The sequence below is a fragment of the Burkholderia sp. 4NA327C6 genome, assembly GCF_005502655.1.
GTDB lineage: Bacteria > Pseudomonadota > Gammaproteobacteria > Burkholderiales > Burkholderiaceae > Burkholderia > Burkholderia contaminans.
The window spans coordinates 95,322-114,529 of record NZ_SCNZ01000022.1 but is presented as its reverse complement, the minus strand read 5'-3'; the positions used below and the strand labels follow the sequence as shown (position 1 = coordinate 114,529).

Here is a 19,208-nt window from a genome sequence, read left to right as displayed (position 1 = left end):
GAGAGCGCACGCACGCGACGGTTTACAATAGGCGATTGTTGCGCGGCACATGCGCATGCGCCGGGCAAACCAGACGCGCCATTCTACCGGCGCCCTTCATCGAAGAGACAAGGAGACTCCGTGACGATCTACAAGCTGGGCGATACGGCCCCGACGATCCACGAAAGCGTATTCGTCGCCGATACGGCGGCCATCATCGGCAAGGTCGTGCTCGAGGAGAACGCGAGCGTCTGGTTCGGCGCGACGATTCGCGGCGACAACGAGACGATCACCGTCGGTGCAGGCAGCAACGTCCAGGAAGGCGCGGTTTTGCACACGGACCCTGGCTTTCCGCTGACGATTGCCGAAAACGTGACGATCGGGCACCAGGCCATGCTGCACGGCTGCACGATCGGCGAAGGTTCGCTGGTCGGTATCCAGGCGGTGGTCTTGAATGGAGCGGTCATCGGCCGCAACTGTCTGGTTGGTGCCGGCGCGGTCGTGACGGAAGGCAAGGCGTTCCCGGACAACTCGCTGATTCTCGGCGCACCGGCGAAAGTCGTGCGCGAGCTGTCGGCGGAAGACATTGCGCGGCTGCGCACGAACGCGAAGACGTACGTCGAGCGGCGTGCGCATTTCAAGGAGCAACTCGTGCGGATCGGGTGATTCGCACGGATTTCAAGGAAGAAGAGTGAGCGACCAGTTACAGAAATTCATGTTCAATGCGGCGCCCGTGCGCGGCGAGATCGTTTCGCTGCGCAATACGTGGCAGGAAGTGCTCGCCCGCCGCGACTACCCTGCCCCCGTGCGCACGGTGCTCGGCGAGATGATGGCCGCGTGCGCGCTGCTGTCCGCGAACCTGAAATTCAACGGCACCCTGATCATGCAGATCTTCGGCGACGGGCCTGTCCAGATGCTGGTCGTCCAGTGCGGCTCGGATCTGTCGATGCGGGCCACCGCGAAGTTCGCCGGCGACTCCGCCCAGACGATCGGCGACGACACGCGCTTCGCGTCGCTCGTCAACGCGAGCGGCCACGGCCGCTGCGTGATCACGCTCGATCCTGCCGACAAGCTGCCGGGCCAGCAGCCGTACCAGGGCATCGTGCCGCTGAACGGTGTCGACGGCCCGCTTGAATCCGTCTCGCAGGTGCTCGAGCATTACATGCATCACTCGGAGCAGCTCGACACGCGGATGTGGCTCGCGGCCGATCGCGACCGCGCGGTGGGCATGCTGCTGCAGAAGCTGCCGGGCGACGGCGGCATCGTGCCGCGTAATGCCGAAACCGATACCGATACGTGGGAGCGCGTGTGCACGCTCGGCGGCACGCTGTCCGCCCAGGAACTGCTCGAGGTCGAACCGGAAGTCGTGTTCCGCCGGCTGTTCTGGCAGGAAAACGTGCAGCACTTCGAACCGGCCGGCACGCGTTTCCAGTGCTCGTGCTCGCGCGAGAAGGTCGGCGCGATGCTGCGCATGCTCGGCCGTGAAGAAGTCGACAGCGTGATCGTCGAGCGCGGCCATGTCGAGATTCATTGCGAGTTCTGCAACCAGCGCTATGAATTCGATCCGGTCGACGTCGCGCAGCTGTTCGCGGCACCCGGCGTCGAGACGGGCATCGCGCCCGCGACCGAGCAGCGTCACTGATCTATGGCCCGATGCCTGTCGTCCGGGCATGGGCGCATAATGACGCACGAGCGTCGCACGCAAGGCTCCGGCGCCGAAGTCGCGCACTTCGGCGCAAGCCGCTTCCCGTCGTCGGCGCGCTGCAGGAGAAACACATGAATCGCCCGCTTCATCGTCCGTTCCGCACCATCGTCCTGACAACCGTTGCCGCCGGCACGCTCGCGCTGGCCGGCTGCGCGATGCCGCCGCCGACTTCCACGATCCTGAGCCGCCTGCCCGAACCCGGGGCATCGGGCGGCCAGCCGCCCGCGCTGTCGAGCGCCGAGCGCAAGCGCTACGACGAGATCGACCAGCAGGTGCTGCGCGAACAGAACAATGCGATGGCCGCCGAGGCCGCCGCGCGCGCATGGGCCTATTACTCGCCACCGCCGGTGACGGTCTACGGCGGGTATTACGGCGGATGGGGCAATCGCTGGGGCTCGGGCATCAGCTACGGCTACCCGGGATGGTGGTGGTGAGCGTGCATCGCTCAGCCGATTGACTACCGGCAGGAAATAAAAAAGCGCGGCATTTCCCGCGCTTTTTCAATGGGTTCGAGCAATCGTGCCTCAGTGATGCGCGGCCTTGCCCTTGTCGCCGCCATGATGCCGCGACGGCTTCGCGATCGACTGCGGATTCGGCACGACACGCACCGGTGCCGCGGAGACGGCGCCGCGCGTCGACGTATTCGACGGCGTGTTGTTCAGCGGTACGGCAGGCGCATTCGGCGACACGAACTGCACGAACACTTCGCCATCCTTCACCATGCCCATCTCGTAGCGCGCGCGCTCTTCGATGGCCGCAGTGCCGCCCTGCAGATCCTGCACTTCGCCTGCGGTGCGCTCGTTGCGCAGCTTCTCGTCCGCGTTCTTCCGGAGCTGATCGTCAAGCTGCTGACGCAATTCATGCACCCGCAGCCAGCCGCCGTGTCCCCACCATAGGGGGTACTGAATGAGCGCCAGCAAGGCAATCAGGACGACAGTGACAAGCCGCATGTAAGAACCGCAGATATAAGAAGCGCCGCTCCGCGCACATGCACAGAGCGGCGTCGATATGACGAACCCGATAGTAGCGCGTTAGCGCAGGTTATAGAAAGCCGATTTACCCGGGTAGCTTGCGATGTCGCCGAGATCTTCCTCGATGCGCAGCAGCTGGTTGTACTTCGAGATGCGGTCGCTGCGCGACAGCGAACCCGTCTTGATCTGACCGGCGTTCAGGCCGACCGCGATGTCCGCGATCGTCGAATCTTCGGTTTCGCCCGAGCGGTGCGAGATCACGGCCGTGTAGCCCGCGCGCTTCGCCATTTCGATCGCCGCGAACGTTTCGGTCAGCGTACCGATCTGGTTGATCTTGATGAGGATCGAGTTCGCGATGCCCTTCTCGATGCCTTCCTTCAGGATGCGCGTGTTCGTGACGAACAGGTCGTCGCCGACCAGCTGCACCTTCTTGCCGAGGCGATCGGTCAGCAGCTTCCAGCCTTCCCAGTCGCTTTCGTGCATGCCGTCCTCGATCGACACGATCGGGAACTTGTCGGCGAGCGTCGCGAGGTAGTCGGTGAATTCGGCCGACGACAGTTGCAGGCCTTCGCCCGCGAGCTGGTACTTGCCGTCGTGGTAGAACTCGGATGCCGCGCAGTCGAGCGCGAGCAGCACGTCTTCGCCCGCACGGTAGCCGGCCTTCTCGATTGCCTGCAGGATCGTCGACAGGCACTCGTCGTTGCTGCCGAAGTTCGGCGCGAAGCCGCCTTCGTCGCCGACTGCCGTGCTCATGCCGCGGTCGCTCAGGATCTTCTTCAGTGCGTGGAACACTTCCGCGCCGCAACGCAGGGCTTCACGGAACGTCGGCTGGCTCACCGGGACGATCATGAATTCCTGGATGTCGAGGCTGTTGTTCGCGTGCGCGCCGCCGTTGACGATGTTCATCATCGGCACCGGCAGTTGCATCGCACCCGAACCGCCGAAGTAGCGGTACAGCGGCAGGCCTGCCTCTTCGGCGGCTGCCTTCGCGACGGCCATCGACACGGCCAGCATCGCGTTCGCGCCGAGGCGCGACTTGTTGTCGGTGCCGTCCAGCTCGAGCAGCGTCTTGTCGAGGAACGCCTGTTCCGACGCGTCGAGGCCCATGATGGCTTCGGAGATTTCGGTGTTGATATGCTCGACTGCCTTCAGCACGCCCTTGCCGTTGTAGCGGCCGGCTTCGCCGTCGCGCAGTTCGATCGCTTCACGCGAGCCGGTGGACGCGCCCGACGGCACCGCCGCGCGGCCCATCGTGCCCGATTCGAGCAGCACGTCGCATTCGACGGTGGGGTTGCCGCGCGAATCCAGAATCTCGCGGCCGATGATATCTACGATTGCACTCATGGGTTTCCTCTGAGAATGACGATGGATTCTTCAAACTGCGACGGCGCGCGCACCCGAACCGCTTTCGCTACTGACGCGCGAAGCCGTCGCAAGGTTCATTCGATCTTTAATTGAAATCGTTTTCCAGGAACGGATTGCGCTTCACCGCCTGGTCGAGCGTGACGAGGGTCTCCAGCAGCGCGCTCATCCGGTTCAGCGGCACCGCGTTCGGGCCATCCGACTTTGCCTCGGCCGGATTCGGGTGCGTCTCCATGAACAGGCCCGCGACGCCCGTCGCGACCGCCGCACGTGCGAGCACCGGTACGAATTCGCGCTGACCGCCCGAGCTCGTGCCCTGCCCGCCCGGCAGTTGCACCGAGTGGGTCGCATCGAACACGACCGGCGCGCTCGTCTCGCGCATGATCGCGAGCGAACGCATGTCCGACACCAGATTGTTGTAGCCGAACGAGACACCGCGCTCGCACGCCATGAAGCGGTCTTCCGACAGCCCCGCTTCACGAGCCGCTTCGCGCGCCTTGTCGATCACGTTCTTCATGTCGTGCGGCGCGAGGAACTGGCCCTTCTTGATGTTGACGGGCTTGCCCGAGCGCGCGCACGCATGGATGAAATCGGTCTGGCGGCACAGGAACGCCGGCGTCTGCAGCACGTCGACGACCGACGCGACCTGCTCGATCTCCTCGATCGAATGCACGTCGGTCAGCACCGGCAGGCCGAGCTGGCGCTTCACCTCGGACAGGATCCGCAGGCCCTCGTCCATTCCGAGGCCACGGAACGACTTGCCCGAGCTGCGGTTCGCCTTGTCGTAGGACGACTTGTAGATGAACGGAATGTTCAGCTTCGCGCAGATCTCCTTCAGGCGGCCCGCCGTGTCGATCGTCATTTGCTCCGATTCGACGACGCAGGTACCCGCGATCAGGAAGAAAGGCTTGTCGAGACCGACCTCGAAATCGCACAGCTTCATGCTTACACTCCGCGCGCTTGCTTGTTGACAAGCGCAGCTTCGACGAACGACTTGAAGAGGGGGTGGCCGTCACGCGGCGTGGACGTGAATTCCGGGTGGAACTGGACGCCGACGAACCACGGGTGCATCGAACGCGGCAGCTCCATCATTTCCGGCAGATCCTCGCTCGGGGTACGGGCGCTGATGATAAGGCCGCCGGCTTCGAGCTGGGGCACGAAGCGGTTATTGACTTCATAACGGTGGCGATGGCGCTCGTTCACGTCCTTGCCGTAGATCTCTTCCGCCATCGTGCCCGGCTTGATCGGGCAGCGCTGCGAACCCAGGCGCATCGTGCCGCCGAGATCGGACTCCTCGGTGCGCGTCTCGACCTTGCCGTCGCGGTCGTACCATTCGGTGATCAGCGCGACCACGCGTTCCGGCGTGTCCGGCTCGAATTCCGTGCTGTTCGCCTGCTTCAGGCCGACGACGTCGCGCGCGAACTCGATCACCGCGAGCTGCATGCCGAGGCAGATGCCGAGATACGGCACCTTCGCTTCACGCGCGTAGCGGATCGCCGCGATCTTGCCTTCCGTGCCGCGACGGCCGAAACCGCCCGGCACCAGCACGGCGTCGAGATGCTTCAGGCTGTCGACACCGTTCGTCTCGATCTCTTCCGAGTCGATGTATTCGATGTTGACCTTGGTCGACGTGTGCAGCGATGCGTGGCGCAGCGCTTCGATCAGCGACTTGTACGACTCGGTCAGGTCGACATACTTGCCGACCATGCCGATCGTCACTTCGTGCTTCGGGTTCTCGAGCTTCTCGACGAGCTCCGACCACATGGTCAGGTCGGCGTCCTTCGGCGACAGCTTCAGTTCCTCGCAGATGATGCGATCGAGGCCCTGGTCGTGCAGCATCTGCGGAATCTTGTAGATGCTGTCGGCGTCCCACACCGAGATCACGGCGTCTTCCGGCACGTTCGAGAACATCGAGATCTTCTTCGATTCGTCGTCCGGAATGCGGCGGTCGGCACGGCACAGCAGCACGTGCGGCAGGATGCCGATCTCGCGCAGCTTCTGCACGCTGTGCTGGGTCGGCTTCGTCTTCAGCTCGCCGGCCGTCGCGACGTACGGCACCAGCGTCAGGTGCACGAAGCACGCGCTGTTGCGGCCGAGGCGCAGGCTCATCTGGCGCGCGGCTTCGAGGAACGGCAGCGACTCGATGTCGCCGACCGTGCCGCCGATCTCGACGATCGCGACATCCGGCTCACCGCAGGTGGCCGACGCGGCCCCGCGCTCGATGAACGCCTGGATTTCGTTCGTGATGTGCGGAATGACCTGCACGGTCTTGCCGAGATAGTCGCCGCGGCGTTCCTTGCGGATCACCGATTCGTAGATCTGGCCGGTCGTGAAGTTGTTGGCCTTGCGCATCTTCGTGCTGATGAAGCGCTCATAGTGGCCGAGGTCGAGGTCGGTCTCCGCTCCGTCTTCCGTCACGAACACTTCGCCGTGCTGGAACGGGCTCATCGTGCCGGGGTCGACGTTGATGTAGGGATCGAGTTTGAGGAGGGTGACTTTCAGACCGCGCGATTCGAGGATCGCGGCGAGAGAAGCGGCGGCAATACCCTTGCCAAGGGAAGAAACTACGCCGCCGGTGACGAAAACATATTTGGTCATCGCTGGATGCTCGCGGGAAAAACGGATTATACCGTAAAGCCCGCCCTTCTCTCAGCAATTGGCGTGATGATCCTGCCCTTTCGCGTCGACCCGCACCAGCCGTGCGCGCCGGGGCGAAACCGCCCGCCGGCCGGTGCAACCGTGCGTGCCGGAGGCGGCGCCCCGGCCGCGAAACCGTGCTTCAGGCGCGCTTCGCGAGCGATGTGACGCCCTGCGCCACATCGCCCTCCGCGGCCTTCAGCGAATTCAGCATCCGCTGCAATGCGCGGGCGGTCTCGAGCGGCCGCTCCATCGGAAACAGGTGGCTGCCTTCCAGCCATTCGACGCGGCCGCGCGCCGCGCGGCGTGTCGCATCGAGCCCGACCTGGCGCACTTCGCGCGAACGCGTGCCGGCGAGAAAGCCGAGCGGCACCGGCGCGCCATGCGCGAGCCGCGGGCCGAGCGTGTGCGGCAGCGTCCGGTAGATCAGGTATTCGACCTGCCGGTCGAACGCGAGCGAGCGCTCGCCGTCGGCACCGGTCTGTGGAATCCCGTAGTCGATGTAGTCGGCCAGCATCCGTTCGTCCCAGCGGGCGAATGCCGGTTTCTCGCGGAAGTGCCGCCAGACTTCGTCACGGCTTACCCAGTGCGTACGCCGGTTGCGTGTCGCGGCGGCCGGCGACAGCCGCTCGTCGAGCCCCGCCCACTGGCTCGCGCGCAATGCGCCGGCGCGCCAGCCCGCGATGATCGGCGAATCGATCATCACGACGCCGCGCACCCATTGCGGTTTCTTCAGCGCGGCCATCAGCGACAGGTAGCCGCCGAGCGAATGGCCGACGAGCCAGACGGGACGCTCGTAGCGGCTGCCGATGTCGTCGAGCAGTTGCTCGACGAGATGCGGCCAGTCGCGCGTCACCGGGTAGCGGCGGTCGTGGCCGATCCGTTCGATGTAGCGCAGCTCGTAGTCGTCGGCCAGCTCGGCGAAGATCGTGCGGTACGTCGACGCCGGAAAGCCGTTCGCATGCGAGAAGTGGAGGATGTCCTTCAAACGCCGATGTCTCCTTTGTCGACGACAGTTAGTGCTTTAGCACTTACTGTCGTCCCATGCTTGGCGGTCGACCCGAGTTGGCGCTTCAGCGCTTACTCCGGTCCCATGCTTGGCGGTCGACGACAGTTAGTGCTTTAGCCCTTACTCTCGTCCCATGCTTCGCGTTCTGCCGGGCCCACGCTTCGGCATTGAGCGCGGATCCCGGGCCATCTTTATTTTGATACGCCGGCTTACGCCGCGCTCACCGATCCATCCAGTACCGTCGCCGAACGTCGCGATGACGCTCGAAGGCAAACCCGCCGTCAGCCGGCGCGACGTCGAACCGCACGGCGCCGTCGCGATCGGTGCGCGGCAGCGGGATCCCGCGCGCCGCGTAACGGGCGAGCACCGTCCGGTGCGGATGCCCGAAACGATTGCGATAGCCTACAGGAAATACCGCGACGCGCGGCCCGACCGAATCGAGGAAAGGCTCGACCGACGACGTACGGCTGCCGTGGTGCGGAACGACCAGGATCTGCGCGGCCAGCGCGTCGCGCGCAGCGTCCACGAGCCGGCGTTCGCCGCGCGCATCGACGTCGCCCGTCAGCAGCGCGGACGTCTCGCCCGCGTCGATGCGCAGCACGCACGACCGCCCGTTCGACGAGCCCGCGCCCGGGCCGCCTTGCGGCCACAGCATAGTGAACGCGACGCCGTCCCAGGTCCAGCGCTGCCCGGCCGCGCACGGCAGCCGGTCGGCGACGCCGGCGGCGGCCGCATCGCGCCACAACCGGCTGTTCGGCACGATGCCGGCCAGCAGTTGGCGCACGTCGGCTGCCGCATAGACGGCCGGTGCACCGCCCGCGTGATCGGCATCCGCGTGACTGAGCACGAGCGAGTCGATCACCGCGATGCCGCGTGCACGCAACGCCGGCGCGACGATCCGCGCGCCCGCGTGGGTCGACTCCGCGCCCGGCCCCGCATCGAACAGCAAGGTGCGCCGCGCAGTCTCCACCAGCACCGACGCACCCTGCCCGACGTCAAAAACGGTCAGCCGGAAGCCGCCCGGCGGCGGCGCATCAGACGCCGGCGCGACGAGCGGCAGCCACGTGATCGGGGCCGCCCAGCGCAACGGCCAGCCGCGCGGCATCAGCGCCCATGCGACGCCCACGCAGGCCAGCACCAGCACCGGCCAGTCGGGCATGCGCAGCCAGAACACGCCGGCCGGCCAGTCGGCGAGGTAGCCGAGCAGCGTCATCATCGGTTCGAGCGCCGCGTGCGCTAGCCGGAACGCGTATGCATCGAACGGCGCGGGCAGCGCGATGCCGGCCAGCACGACGGGCGTCACGACCGAGCTGACCCACGGAATCGCGAACGCGTTGCCGAACGGGCCCGACAGGGATATCTGCGCGAACCATGCGGCCGTGAGCGGTGCGAGACCGATCGTCACCGCGTACTGCACGCGCGTGGCCTCGGCGATACGGCGCGCGGCGCGTGCCCCCCACCCGCGCAACCGGCTCGACAAGCCGGCCGTGCCGTCGCCCTCCTCGCCTTCCACATCGGCCTCGCGCGCGGCACGCCAGCCGGCGATGGCCAGCAGGATCACGGCGACCGCCCCGAACGACAGCCAGAATCCGGCCGACAGCACGGCCCACGGGTCGGCAAGCAGCACGCCGCCGAGCGACGCGCACAGCACCGCGGAAGTCGGTACGCTGCGCCCGGCCAGATATGCGATGCCGCCGGTCGCGATCATCCACCACGCGCGCTGCGCCGGCACGTTGAAGCCCGCCAGCGCCGCATAGCCGCCCGCGGCCGCCAGCGCGGCGAGCGCGGCCGCGTACGGTGCCGGAAACGCGAGCGTTGCAGCCCGTGTGCGCCAGCGCAGGCGGCGCCAGACCATCGACACGAGCCCGCCCGCGATCGCGCCGACGAGCCCGACATGCAAGCCGGAAATCGCGACCAGGTGGCTCGTGCCCGTGCTGCGCAGCACGTGCCAGTCGTCGTCGCCGATGCCGGACTGGTCGCCGATCGCGAGCGCGGCGACGATGCCGCGATGACCGGCGTCGCTGCCGAGCGACTCGCCGATACGCGTGCGCAGCACGTCGCGCAGCCGATCGATCGACGCAAGCCATCCCGCTGCACGCGCATCGAGCATTTCCGCCCGCCGGGGCGCGCTGACATAACCGATCGCGCGTATGCCTGCGGCCAGCCACGCCGCCTCGCTGTCGCGCACACCCGGATTGGCCTCGGCATGCGGGCGCTTCAGGCGCACGACGAAACGCCAGCGCTGTGCGGCGCGCAGGTCGGGAAGCGGATCGCGTGTCGCCGATGCGCCATACGCGCGCCACGAAAGCCGGATCAACGGCGGAAAACGGGCCAGCCCCGCATCGTTCGACTCGACCGCGAACAGCAACCGCGCGCCTGTCTCGTCGATCACGGGCAGCCCGCGAATCACGCCGGTGACGACGATGTCGCGCCCTTCCCATTCGACGGGCAGGCTATCGCGCAGCCGCCATTCTGCCCGTGCGGCCGCGTAACCGAACCCTGCATCGCACGCCGAGAGCGCACACAGCATCCATCCGAACATGGCGGTCCTGCGCGTACGCCGGCGACGCATGCACCACACGCTCAGCACCGCGCAACCCGCGAGCCCGGCCACACCGATCGTCCATGCGAGCGCACCCGGCAGCGCCGCCTGCCGCTGCAGTACGACCACGCCGAGCGCGAACGCGATCCACCACACGCGCATCGCCCCTCCTCGTCGACCCGACGCCGCCATCGAGAACGCGGCGCCTCAGGGCAACGATTATGCGGACGAAAGTGCGAGTCGCGGCAGCGCGGCGAGCGCGTTAGCCGAAGTGCATAGGGACACCGCGCCGGCGTCGAGCCCGCGCAGTTCGGCGAGCACGTCGCCGATGCGAGGCACCTGGTCGGGTGTGTTGCGGGATTTGTACGCCCATTCGGGCGCGATGTCGGGTGCGTCGGTCTCGACGACGAGCGCGTCGAGCGGCAACTCCGTCGCGAGCCGGCGGATCTGCAGCGCGCGCGAGAAGGTCACGTTGCCGCCGAAACCGAGATGCAGCCCTTGCGCGAGAAACGCTTCGGCCTGCTGGAAACTGCCGTTGAACGCATGCGCGATGCCGCGCCGCACGCCCACACGGCGCAGTCCGGCCAGCACGCGATCCTGCGACTTGCGCACGTGGCACAGCACGGGCAGGTCGAATTCGCGCGCCAGCTTGAGCTGCCCCTGGTAGAAGAACTGCTGCCGCTCTTCGTCGAGCCCCGGCACGAAATAGTCGAGGCCGATCTCGCCGATCGCGACGAAGCGCGGATCGTCGAGGCTCGCCTCGATCTCCATGCGCAGCAGGTCGAGATCCTCGTCGCGTGCGCGTGGCGTATACATCGGATGGATGCCCAACGCGTAGACCGCGCCCGGCGTACGTTGCGCGAGTTCGCGTACCGTCGTGAAGTTGTCGCGCCCGACGCTCGGGATCACGATGCGCGACACGCCGGCCGCGCGCGCCGCGTGCGCGACCGCGTCGCGGTCGGCGTCGAACTCGGCGGCGTCGAGATGGCAGTGCGTATCGATCCACATGGCGGCAGTCCTGCGCCCTGGCGCCGCACCGGGACCACCCCGGCAGCAGGCCATGCGCGTTCGCTTCTTACACCGGCAGCGCCGGCTCCTCGTGCAGCACGCCGTCGCGCAGCCGCATGATGCGGTCGCAGCGCGCGGCGAGATCGGGATCGTGCGTGACGATCACGAAGCTCGTTTCGAGCGTCTCGGACAGCTCGAGCATCAGGTTGAACACCGTATCGGCCGTCGTGCCGTCGAGGTTGCCGGTCGGCTCGTCGGCGAGCACGCACGCGGGCTTCGTGACCAGCGCGCGCGCGATCGCCACGCGCTGCCGCTCGCCGCCCGACAGCTCGCCCGGCCGGTGCTTCGCACGCGGGCCGAGACCGACGCGCTCGAGCATCGCCTGGGCCTGCTCGCGCGCGTCCTCGGTCGTCATCCGGCGAATGCGCAGCGGCATCGCGACGTTGTCGAGCGCGGTGAACTCGGGCAGCAGGTGATGGAACTGGTAGACGAAACCGAGCGCACGGTTGCGCAGTTCGTTGCGCTCGCGCTCGGCGAGTTGCGTGAACGGCTTGCCGAGCAGCGACACCTCGCCCGCACTTGGCTCGTCGAGCCCGCCCAGCACGTGCAGCAGCGTGCTTTTGCCGGAACCCGACGCGCCGACGACCGCGAGCTTCTCGCCGCGCCGCACCGTCAGCTCGGTATTGTTGAGCACCTGCACGTTGAAGCCGCCCTGCACGAATGCCTTCGTGATCCCGCGCGCCTGAAGCACGTATTCCTGCATACCTGCCGAATCCTGTTTGTTGTGTTGTCGTGAATCCGCTAATGCGGTCGCGCGATCATTCATAGCGGAGCGCCTCCGCCGGCTTCACCTTCGCGCCGCGCCAGCTCGGATAGAGCGTCGCGACCGCCGACAGCGCGAATGCGATCAGCCCGATCCGGATCACGTCGCTCGCGACGAGTTCGGACGGCAGCTCGCTGATGAAGTACACGGACGGCGGCAGGAACTGCACGCCGAACAGGTGTTCGATCATCGGGATCAGCCACGGGATGCTCCACGCGATCAGGCAGCCGAGCGCAACGCCCGACGCCGTGCCGACGAAGCCGATCGTCACGCCCTGCACGACGAAAATCTTCATGATCGACCCCGGCTGCGCGCCGAGCGTGCGCAGGATCGCGATGTCGGCCTGCTTGTTGGTCACCGTCATCACGAGCGACGACACGAGGTTGAACGCGGCCACCGCGATGATCAGCGTAAGGATGATGAACATCATCCGCTTCTCGATCTGCACAGCCGAGAACCACGTCTTGTTCTGCTGGGTCCAGTCGCGGATGTACAGGCTGCCCGACAGCGTATGCGACAACTCGACCGCCACGTCCGGCGCCTTCTGCATGTCTTTCAGCCGCAACCGCACGCCGGTCGGCGCGGCCATCCGGAACAGCGCCTCGGCGTCGCGGATGTTGATCATCGCGAGCGTGCTGTCGTATTCGTAGTGCCCGGACTCGAACACGCCGACGACCGTGAACTGCTTCAGCCTCGGCATCATGCCGGCCGGCGTGATCGATCCTTCCGGCGCGACCAGCGTGACCTTGTCGCCGACCGTCACGCCGAGATTGCCCGCGAGCGCATCGCCGAGCACGATGCCGAACTGGCCCGGCACCAGCGCAGCCAGTTGGCCCGCCTTCATGTCCTTGCCGATGTCCGACACCTGCGGCTCGAGCGTGGGCTCGACGCCGCGCAGCATCACGCCGCTGACCGCGTCCTGGCGGGTGAGCAGCGCCTGCGCGTCGACGTACGGCGCCGCGCCGATCACCGACGAATTGCGCCGCGCTTCCTGCGCGGTCAGTTGCCAGTCGGGCATCGAGCCCGTCGGCGAGAACACCTCGACGTGCGCGAGCACCGACAGCATGCGGTCGCGCACTTCCTTCTGGAAGCCGTTCATCACCGACAGCACGACGATCAGCGCCGCGACGCCGAGCGCGATCCCGAGCATCGACACGAGCGCGATGAAGGAAATGAAGCCGTTACCGGTCGTGCGTTTGCCGGCGCGCGTGTAGCGCCAGCCGATCTGCCATTCGTACGGAAGTTTCAAGCGAATCCTTTCTGCTGGTTACGGCGGGGAGGCACCCCGCGGCCGGACCGCCGCCCGGTGGCGGCCACCGGCCCGGGCACGGTCGAAAAACGGCCGCCGGACGCGAACGGGCCGTCAGCCGGCCCGATCACGCGCGCAGTTTGCCATACAATGCGCACCATCATGCACGACCGACGCCTCCATTTTCTCGTTCCGTTCGCGCTGCCGTCGGCGGCCGATGCGGCCTCGTCCCTGCACACGCTGGACAGCCCCGCGCTCGAAAAGTTGCTCGCCCGCGCCAGCCTCGTCGAGCGCGTGGCCGGCGAGGACTTCCAGCGCACGCTGCCGCACGAGCGCTGGCTGGCCCGCCAGTTCGGCGCCACCCAGGGCAACGCCGCGGACGAGGCGCCGCTCGCGCCCTACATGCTGCTGGCGGACGGCGGCGCCCCCGGCGCGCAAGTGTGGGCCTGCGTCGAACCCGTCCACGTCGAAATCGCGCACGATCACCTGGTGCTCGTCGACCCGGCGGCCCTCGCACTCGACGAAGGCGACGCAGCCGCGCTGCTCGCGGTCGCGCGGCCGCTGATCGAAGAACTCGGCGTCCGGCTCGAGGCACCGAACCCGTCACGCTGGTACCTGTCGAGCGAGCAGCTCGCTCGCCTCGCCGGCGCCGCACCGCTGCGCGCGAGCGGCCGCAACATCGAGATCTGGCTGCCGCACGAGGCCCACACGGGCGAGCGCTCGCGGATGTGGATGAAGCTGCAGAACGAAGTGCAGATGGCATGGTTCCAGCACCCGGTCAACGAGGCCCGCGAGGCGCGTGGCATGCCGGCCGTCAATTCGATCTGGTTCCATGCGCAGGGCACGCTGAAGCCGGTCGGCAAGCCGTTCGCGCGCGTGCTGTCCGTGTCGCCTGCGGCGCTGGGCCTCGCGCGCGCCGCGCAAGCCGACGCCGGCGCGCCGCCGGCCGCGTTCGGCGCGCTGCCCGCCACCGATGGCGCGACGCTCGTCGAACTGCCGGTGCTGACCACCCCGTTCATCGAGCAGGACTGGGCACGCTGGCACGACGGGCTCGCCGCGCTCGAGCGCGACTGGTTCGCGCCGGCCCTTGCCGCGCTGCAGAACGGCGAGCTCGCGAGCGTCGATTTCACGCTGTGCGGCGATACGAGCTCCGTGACGCTGCACGCGACGCGCGGCGACCTGCGCAAGTTCTGGCGCCGCCGCGCGCTGGCCTCCCTGTTCGAATAACAAGCAGACCCCGAATGACCCGGATCGTTACCCGTCCCGTCGCGCCCGCCGACGCCGAAGTGCTCGCGCGCCATGGCCTGCATCCCGTCCTTGCACGCCTGTACGCGTCGCGCGGCGTGCAGTCCCCCGCCGACATCGAGACCGCGCTGGCGCGACTCGTTCCGCCCACCGAGCTGAAAGGCTGCGCCGACGCTGCCTCGCTGCTCGCCGACGCGATCGCCGACAAGCGGCGCCTGCTCGTGGTCGCCGACTACGACTGCGACGGGGCAACCGCGTGCGCAGTCGCGGTGCGCGGCCTGCGGATGTTCGGCGCGCAGATCGACTACCTGGTGCCGAACCGATTCGAATATGGGTACGGCCTCACGCCCGAGATCGTCGAACTCGCCGCCGCGCGCAAGCCCGACCTGCTGATCACCGTCGATAACGGCATCGCGAGCGTGACGGGCGTCGAAGCCGCGAACGCGCGCGGGATCGACGTGCTCGTGACCGACCACCACCTGCCCGGCGACGCGCTGCCGGCCGCGCGCGCGATCGTCAACCCGAACCAGCCCGGCTGCGCGTTCCCGAGCAAGCACCTCGCCGGCGTCGGCGTGATGTTCTACGTGCTGCTCGCACTGCGCGCCGAGCTGCGTCGCCGCGGTGCGTTCGCGAGCAAGGAAGCCGAGCCGCGTCTCGACGGCCTGCTCGACCTCGTCGCGCTCGGCACCGTCGCCGACGTCGTGCGGCTCGACGGCAACAATCGCGTGCTGGTCGCGCAGGGGCTGCAGCGCATCCGCAACGGCCGCATGCAGCCAGGCGTCGCCGCGCTGTTCCGCGCCGCCGCGCGCGAAGCGCGCACGGCATCGGGCTTCGACCTCGGCTTCGGCCTCGGCCCGCGCCTGAACGCCGCCGGGCGGCTGTCCGACATGTCGCTCGGCATCGAGTGCCTGATCACCGACGATATCGGCCGCGCGTGGGATCTCGCGCAGCAGCTCGACGTGATGAACCGCGAACGCCGCGAAATCGAAGCCGGCATGCAGCAGCAGGCGCTCGCCGATCTCGCCGACGTCGATCCGGCCGACGCGTGCACGATCACCCTCTTCAACCCCGAGTGGCACCAGGGCGTGATCGGCATCGTCGCCGGCCGGCTCAAGGAAAAATTTCACCGCCCGTCGTTCACGTTTGCGCACGCGGACGACGAAGGCAAGCGGGTCAAGGGCTCGGGCCGCTCGATTCCGGGCTTCCACCTGCGCGACGCGCTCGACCTCGTGTCGAAACGCGAACCGGACCTGATCGTCGCGTTCGGCGGCCACGCGATGGCGGCCGGCCTCACGCTCGACACCGAGAACGTGCCGCGCTTCGCGGCCGCGTTCGAGGCCGTCGCGCGCGAATGGCTGTCCGACGACGCGCTCGCCCGCGTGATCGAAACCGACGGCGAACTCGAGGACGCGTACTTCACGCCGCAGTTCGTCGGGCTGCTCGACGAGGCCGTCTGGGGGCAAGGTTTTCCGGCCCCGCTTTTCTCGGGCGAATTCGACGTCGTGTCGCAGTCGCTCGTGAAGGAAAAGCATCTGAAGCTGCAGCTGGCGCGCGGCCGGCAGCGCTTCAATGCGATCTGGTTCAACCACACGGAGCCGCTGCCGGAGAGCGCGCTGGTCGCCTACCGCCTCGTCGCCGACACGTGGAACGGCGTCACGCGCGTCCAGCTGATCGTCGAACACGCGGCCGGCTGAGCGCGGGCCGCCCGGCCCGCAATGCCCGGCGCTGCATGCACGCCGCGCCGGACGGGGCCGCGGCGCGCGTGCGAGCACCGTTTGCGTCACCGGGCAACCCCGCCGATCGGCTATAATTCCGCTTTTTTACGAAGCAAGAATAGCGAACGATCATGGAAGCGGAACGTCTCAACGCGATCGAAAGCTCCCTGCTCGACCTGCGCAACCGCGCGGGCGAGCTCCGGGGGTATCTTTGACTACGACGCCAAAGCTGCGCGTCTGACCGAAGTCAACAAGGAACTCGAAGACCCGAACGTCTGGAACGATTCGAAGAACGCCCAGGCGCTCGGTCGCGAGAAGAAGCTGCTCGAAGGCGTCGTCACGACGCTGACCGCGCTCGATGGCGACCTGCGCGACGCACTCGACCTGTTCGAGCTGGCTCGCGAGGAAGGCGACGAGGACACGCTCGTCGCGTCGGAAGAAGACGCTGCCAAGCTCGAGGCACGCGTGGGTGACATCGAGTTCCGCCGGATGTTCTCGAACCCGGCCGACCCGAACAACTGCTTCATCGACATCCAGGCCGGCGCCGGCGGCACCGAGGCGTGCGACTGGGCGTCGATGCTGCTGCGCCAGTACCTGCGCTACTGCGAACGCAAGGGCTTCAAGGCCGAAGTGCTCGAAGAGTCCGACGGCGACGTCGCCGGCATCAAGAACGCGACGGTCAAGGTCACGGGCGAATACGCGTACGGCTTCCTGCGCACCGAAACGGGCATTCACCGCCTGGTGCGCAAGTCGCCGTTCGACTCGTCGGGCGGCCGCCACACGTCGTTCTCGTCGGTGTTCGTCTACCCGGAAATCGACGACTCGATCGAAGTCGAGATCAACCCGGCCGACCTGCGCATCGACACGTACCGCGCGTCGGGCGCGGGCGGTCAGCACATCAACAAGACCGACTCCGCGGTGCGGATCACGCACATGCCGACCGGTATCGTCGTGCAGTGCCAGAACGACCGCTCGCAGCACCGCAACCGCGCCGAAGCGATGGCGATGCTGAAATCGCGCCTGTACGAAGTTGAAATGCGCAAGCGCCAGGCCGAACAGGACAAGCTCGAATCGAGCAAGACCGATGTGGGCTGGGGCCACCAGATCCGTTCGTACGTGCTCGACCAGAGCCGCGTGAAGGACCTGCGCACGAACGTCGAAATGAGCAACACGCGAGCCGTCCTCGACGGCGACCTCGACGACTTCATCAGCGCGAGCCTCAAACAGGGCGTGTAAGCGCCGCGGCGCGACCCTGCCGGGTCGCGCCCCCTTGCCCTTCCCGTTTGCGTTGCCGCACCCACTCCGAATTCCGACCATCATGACCGAACCGACCCAAACGCAGCCCGCCGTCACCGCGGACGAAAACCAGATCATCTCTGAGCGCCGCGAGAAGCTGCGCGCCCTGCGCGAGCAAGGCGTCGCCTACCCGAACGATTTCCGGCCCGAGCACCACGCCGCCGACCTGCAGGCGAAATTCGCCGACTCGGACAAGGCCACGCTCGAAGCGAACCCGGTCGAGGTGTCGGTCGCCGGCCGCATGATGCTCAAGCGCGTGATGGGCAAGGCAAGCTTCGCGACGGTGCAGGACGGTTCGGGCCAGATCCAGTTCTTCGTGACGCCTAACGACGTCGGCGCGGAAACCTACGACGCGTTCAAGAAGTGGGACCTCGGCGACATCGTCGCCGCGCGCGGCGTGCTGTTCCGCACCAACAAGGGCGAGCTGTCGGTCCAGTGCAAGGAGCTGCGCCTGCTGTCGAAGGCGCTGCGCCCGCTGCCGGACAAGTTCCACGGCCTGTCGGACCAGGAAATGCGCTACCGCCAGCGCTACGTCGACCTGATCGTCACGCCGGAAACGCGCGACACGTTCCGCGCCCGCACCAAGACGATCGCGTCGATCCGCAAGTTCATGGACAACGCCGAGTTCATGGAAGTCGAGACGCCGATGCTGCACCCGATCCCGGGCGGCGCGGCCGCGAAGCCGTTCGTCACGCATCACAACGCGCTCGACATGCAGATGTTCCTGCGCATCGCGCCGGAGCTGTACCTGAAGCGCCTGATCGTCGGCGGCTTCGAACGCGTGTTCGAAATCAACCGCAACTTCCGGAATGAAGGCGTGTCGCCGCGTCACAACCCGGAATTCACGATGATGGAGTTCTACGCCGCGTACACCGACTACCGCTGGCTGATGGACTTCACCGAGCAGCTGATCCGCCAGGCGGCGATCGATGCGCTCGGCACCGCGACGATCCAGTACCAGGGCCGCGAGCTCGACCTCGCGAAGCCGTTCCACCGCCTGACGATCACGCAGGCGATCCAGAAGTACGCGCCGGACTACACCGACGGCCAGCTGTCGGACGACGCATTCCTGCGCACCGAGCTGAAGCGCTTCGGCGTCGACGTGTCGCAGCCGGCGTTCCTGAACGCAGGCATCGGTGCGCTGCAGCTCGCACTGTTCGAGGAAACGGCCGAAGCGCAACTGTGGGAGCCGACCTTCATCATCGACTACCCGGTCGAGGTGTCGCCGCTCGCACGCGCATCGGATACGGTGCCGGGCATCACCGAGCGTTTCGAGCTGTTCATGACCGGCCGCGAAATCGCGAACGGCTTCTCGGAGCTGAACGATCCGGAAGACCAGGCCGCGCGCTTCAAGAAGCAGGTCGAGCAGAAGGACGCAGGCGACGAGGAAGCGATGTTCTTCGATGCCGACTACATCCGCGCGCTCGAATACGGGATGCCCCCGACCGGCGGCTGCGGGATCGGCATCGACCGTCTCGTGATGCTGCTGACCGACAGCCCGACGATCCGCGACGTGCTGCTGTTCCCCCACCTGCGCCGCGAAGACTGATCGCCGCGCCCGCGTGTGCGCCGCGCCCTGCGGCGCGCACGCGTCAGCTTTGTAACGACGCGTAAGTCCCGCCATCCGGCGTTCGCCGGCTTTCAATCCTGCCCCGTTTTATTCCCTC

General features: G+C 67.2%; 16 protein-coding genes. 7 read left to right on the top strand and 9 right to left on the bottom strand.

Annotation, left to right across the window (positions count from 1 at the left end):
- Positions 1–120 precede the first annotated feature (120 nt).
- The 3 genes from FFS49_RS22465 to FFS49_RS22455 all read left to right on the top strand — a co-directional run bounded on the left by FFS49_RS22465 (position 121) and on the right by FFS49_RS22455 (position 2,118).
- Positions 121–645: a gamma carbonic anhydrase family protein gene (locus tag FFS49_RS22465; RefSeq protein WP_039364730.1), complete on the top strand. Its 525-nt coding sequence runs from the start codon at positions 121–123 to the stop codon at positions 643–645.
- A gap of 25 nt (positions 646–670) precedes the next feature.
- Positions 671–1,621, top strand: a complete 951-nt coding sequence (hslO, locus tag FFS49_RS22460; protein ID WP_039364732.1) for an Hsp33 family molecular chaperone HslO — start codon at positions 671–673, stop codon at positions 1,619–1,621.
- 134 nt (positions 1,622–1,755) lie between these two features.
- A complete protein-coding gene (locus FFS49_RS22455; protein ID WP_071334715.1) occupies positions 1,756–2,118 on the top strand; it encodes a hypothetical protein in 363 nt (120 codons plus the stop codon).
- Between the two features lie 90 nt (positions 2,119–2,208).
- Here FFS49_RS22455 and ftsB read toward each other — a convergent pair whose 3' ends face one another.
- The 9 genes from ftsB to FFS49_RS22405 all read right to left on the bottom strand — a co-directional run bounded on the left by ftsB (position 2,209) and on the right by FFS49_RS22405 (position 13,285).
- A complete protein-coding gene (gene ftsB / locus FFS49_RS22450) occupies positions 2,209–2,634 on the bottom strand; it encodes a cell division protein FtsB (RefSeq protein WP_039364737.1) in 426 nt (141 codons plus the stop codon).
- 81 nt (positions 2,635–2,715) lie between these two features.
- The gene (gene eno, locus FFS49_RS22445; RefSeq protein WP_011352544.1) at positions 2,716–3,999 is read right to left on the bottom strand and encodes a phosphopyruvate hydratase; all 1,284 of its coding nucleotides are present in this window, start codon (positions 3,997–3,999) and stop codon (positions 2,716–2,718) included.
- 106 nt (positions 4,000–4,105) lie between these two features.
- Entirely contained in the window at positions 4,106–4,960 is an 855-nt protein-coding gene (kdsA, locus tag FFS49_RS22440) for a 3-deoxy-8-phosphooctulonate synthase (RefSeq protein ID WP_046546045.1), read from the bottom strand.
- Positions 4,961–4,962: 2 nt separating this feature from the next.
- Positions 4,963–6,615, bottom strand: coding sequence for a CTP synthase (locus FFS49_RS22435; RefSeq protein ID WP_046546046.1), 1,653 nt, complete (start codon positions 6,613–6,615; stop codon positions 4,963–4,965).
- Positions 6,616–6,796: 181 nt separating this feature from the next.
- A complete protein-coding gene (locus FFS49_RS22430; RefSeq protein ID WP_105816918.1) occupies positions 6,797–7,642 on the bottom strand; it encodes an alpha/beta hydrolase in 846 nt (281 codons plus the stop codon).
- A 241-nt stretch (positions 7,643–7,883) separates the two neighbouring features.
- Positions 7,884–10,367: a DNA internalization-related competence protein ComEC/Rec2 gene (locus FFS49_RS22420; protein WP_105816919.1), complete on the bottom strand. Its 2,484-nt coding sequence runs from the start codon at positions 10,365–10,367 to the stop codon at positions 7,884–7,886.
- Positions 10,368–10,424: 57 nt separating this feature from the next.
- The gene (locus FFS49_RS22415; protein WP_071334719.1) at positions 10,425–11,213 is read right to left on the bottom strand and encodes a TatD family hydrolase; all 789 of its coding nucleotides are present in this window, start codon (positions 11,211–11,213) and stop codon (positions 10,425–10,427) included.
- A 67-nt stretch (positions 11,214–11,280) separates the two neighbouring features.
- Positions 11,281–11,976 (bottom strand): lipoprotein-releasing ABC transporter ATP-binding protein LolD, encoded by a 696-nt coding sequence (gene lolD, locus FFS49_RS22410; RefSeq protein ID WP_034174517.1) that lies wholly within the window; start codon positions 11,974–11,976, stop codon positions 11,281–11,283.
- 55 nt (positions 11,977–12,031) lie between these two features.
- Positions 12,032–13,285 carry a lipoprotein-releasing ABC transporter permease subunit gene (locus tag FFS49_RS22405; RefSeq protein ID WP_105816920.1) on the bottom strand — a complete coding sequence of 418 codons (1,254 nt, stop codon included), beginning with the start codon at positions 13,283–13,285 and terminating at the stop codon, positions 12,032–12,034.
- A gap of 162 nt (positions 13,286–13,447) precedes the next feature.
- On the opposite strand from FFS49_RS22405, the gene FFS49_RS22400 reads away from it, so the two are divergent.
- From FFS49_RS22400 to lysS, 4 genes are all read left to right on the top strand, one after another.
- Positions 13,448–14,512: a regulator gene (locus tag FFS49_RS22400; RefSeq protein ID WP_105816947.1), complete on the top strand. Its 1,065-nt coding sequence runs from the start codon at positions 13,448–13,450 to the stop codon at positions 14,510–14,512.
- A gap of 14 nt (positions 14,513–14,526) precedes the next feature.
- A complete protein-coding gene (gene recJ, locus FFS49_RS22395; RefSeq protein WP_046546052.1) occupies positions 14,527–16,224 on the top strand; it encodes a single-stranded-DNA-specific exonuclease RecJ in 1,698 nt (565 codons plus the stop codon).
- 152 nt (positions 16,225–16,376) lie between these two features.
- A protein-coding gene (gene prfB / locus FFS49_RS22390) for a peptide chain release factor 2 (protein WP_105816921.1) occupies positions 16,377–17,481 on the top strand; the annotation gives its coding sequence in 2 pieces (ribosomal slippage) (positions 16,377–16,457 and positions 16,459–17,481; 1,104 coding nt in all).
- 82 nt (positions 17,482–17,563) lie between these two features.
- A complete protein-coding gene (gene lysS, locus FFS49_RS22385; protein WP_105816922.1) occupies positions 17,564–19,090 on the top strand; it encodes a lysine--tRNA ligase in 1,527 nt (508 codons plus the stop codon).
- Positions 19,091–19,208 lie beyond the last annotated feature (118 nt).

What these genes read in the sequence shown, in the direction of transcription:
- FFS49_RS22415 (WP_071334719.1), bottom strand. Translation starts at nt 11,213, where the DNA reads ATGTGGATCGATACGCACTGCCATCTCGACGCCGCCGAGTTCGACGCC.
- lolD (WP_034174517.1), bottom strand. Translation starts at nt 11,976, where the DNA reads ATGCAGGAATACGTGCTTCAGGCGCGCGGGATCACGAAGGCATTCGTG.
- FFS49_RS22435 (WP_046546046.1), bottom strand. Translation starts at nt 6,615, where the DNA reads ATGACCAAATATGTTTTCGTCACCGGCGGCGTAGTTTCTTCCCTTGGC.
- FFS49_RS22400 (WP_105816947.1), top strand. Translation starts at nt 13,448, where the DNA reads ATGCACGACCGACGCCTCCATTTTCTCGTTCCGTTCGCGCTGCCGTCG.
- kdsA (WP_046546045.1), bottom strand. Translation starts at nt 4,960, where the DNA reads ATGAAGCTGTGCGATTTCGAGGTCGGTCTCGACAAGCCTTTCTTCCTG.
- FFS49_RS22455 (WP_071334715.1), top strand. Translation starts at nt 1,756, where the DNA reads ATGAATCGCCCGCTTCATCGTCCGTTCCGCACCATCGTCCTGACAACC.
- recJ (WP_046546052.1), top strand. Translation starts at nt 14,527, where the DNA reads ATGACCCGGATCGTTACCCGTCCCGTCGCGCCCGCCGACGCCGAAGTG.
- FFS49_RS22420 (WP_105816919.1), bottom strand. Translation starts at nt 10,367, where the DNA reads ATGCGCGTGTGGTGGATCGCGTTCGCGCTCGGCGTGGTCGTACTGCAG.
- lysS (WP_105816922.1), top strand. Translation starts at nt 17,564, where the DNA reads ATGACCGAACCGACCCAAACGCAGCCCGCCGTCACCGCGGACGAAAAC.
- ftsB (WP_039364737.1), bottom strand. Translation starts at nt 2,634, where the DNA reads ATGCGGCTTGTCACTGTCGTCCTGATTGCCTTGCTGGCGCTCATTCAG.
- eno (WP_011352544.1), bottom strand. Translation starts at nt 3,999, where the DNA reads ATGAGTGCAATCGTAGATATCATCGGCCGCGAGATTCTGGATTCGCGC.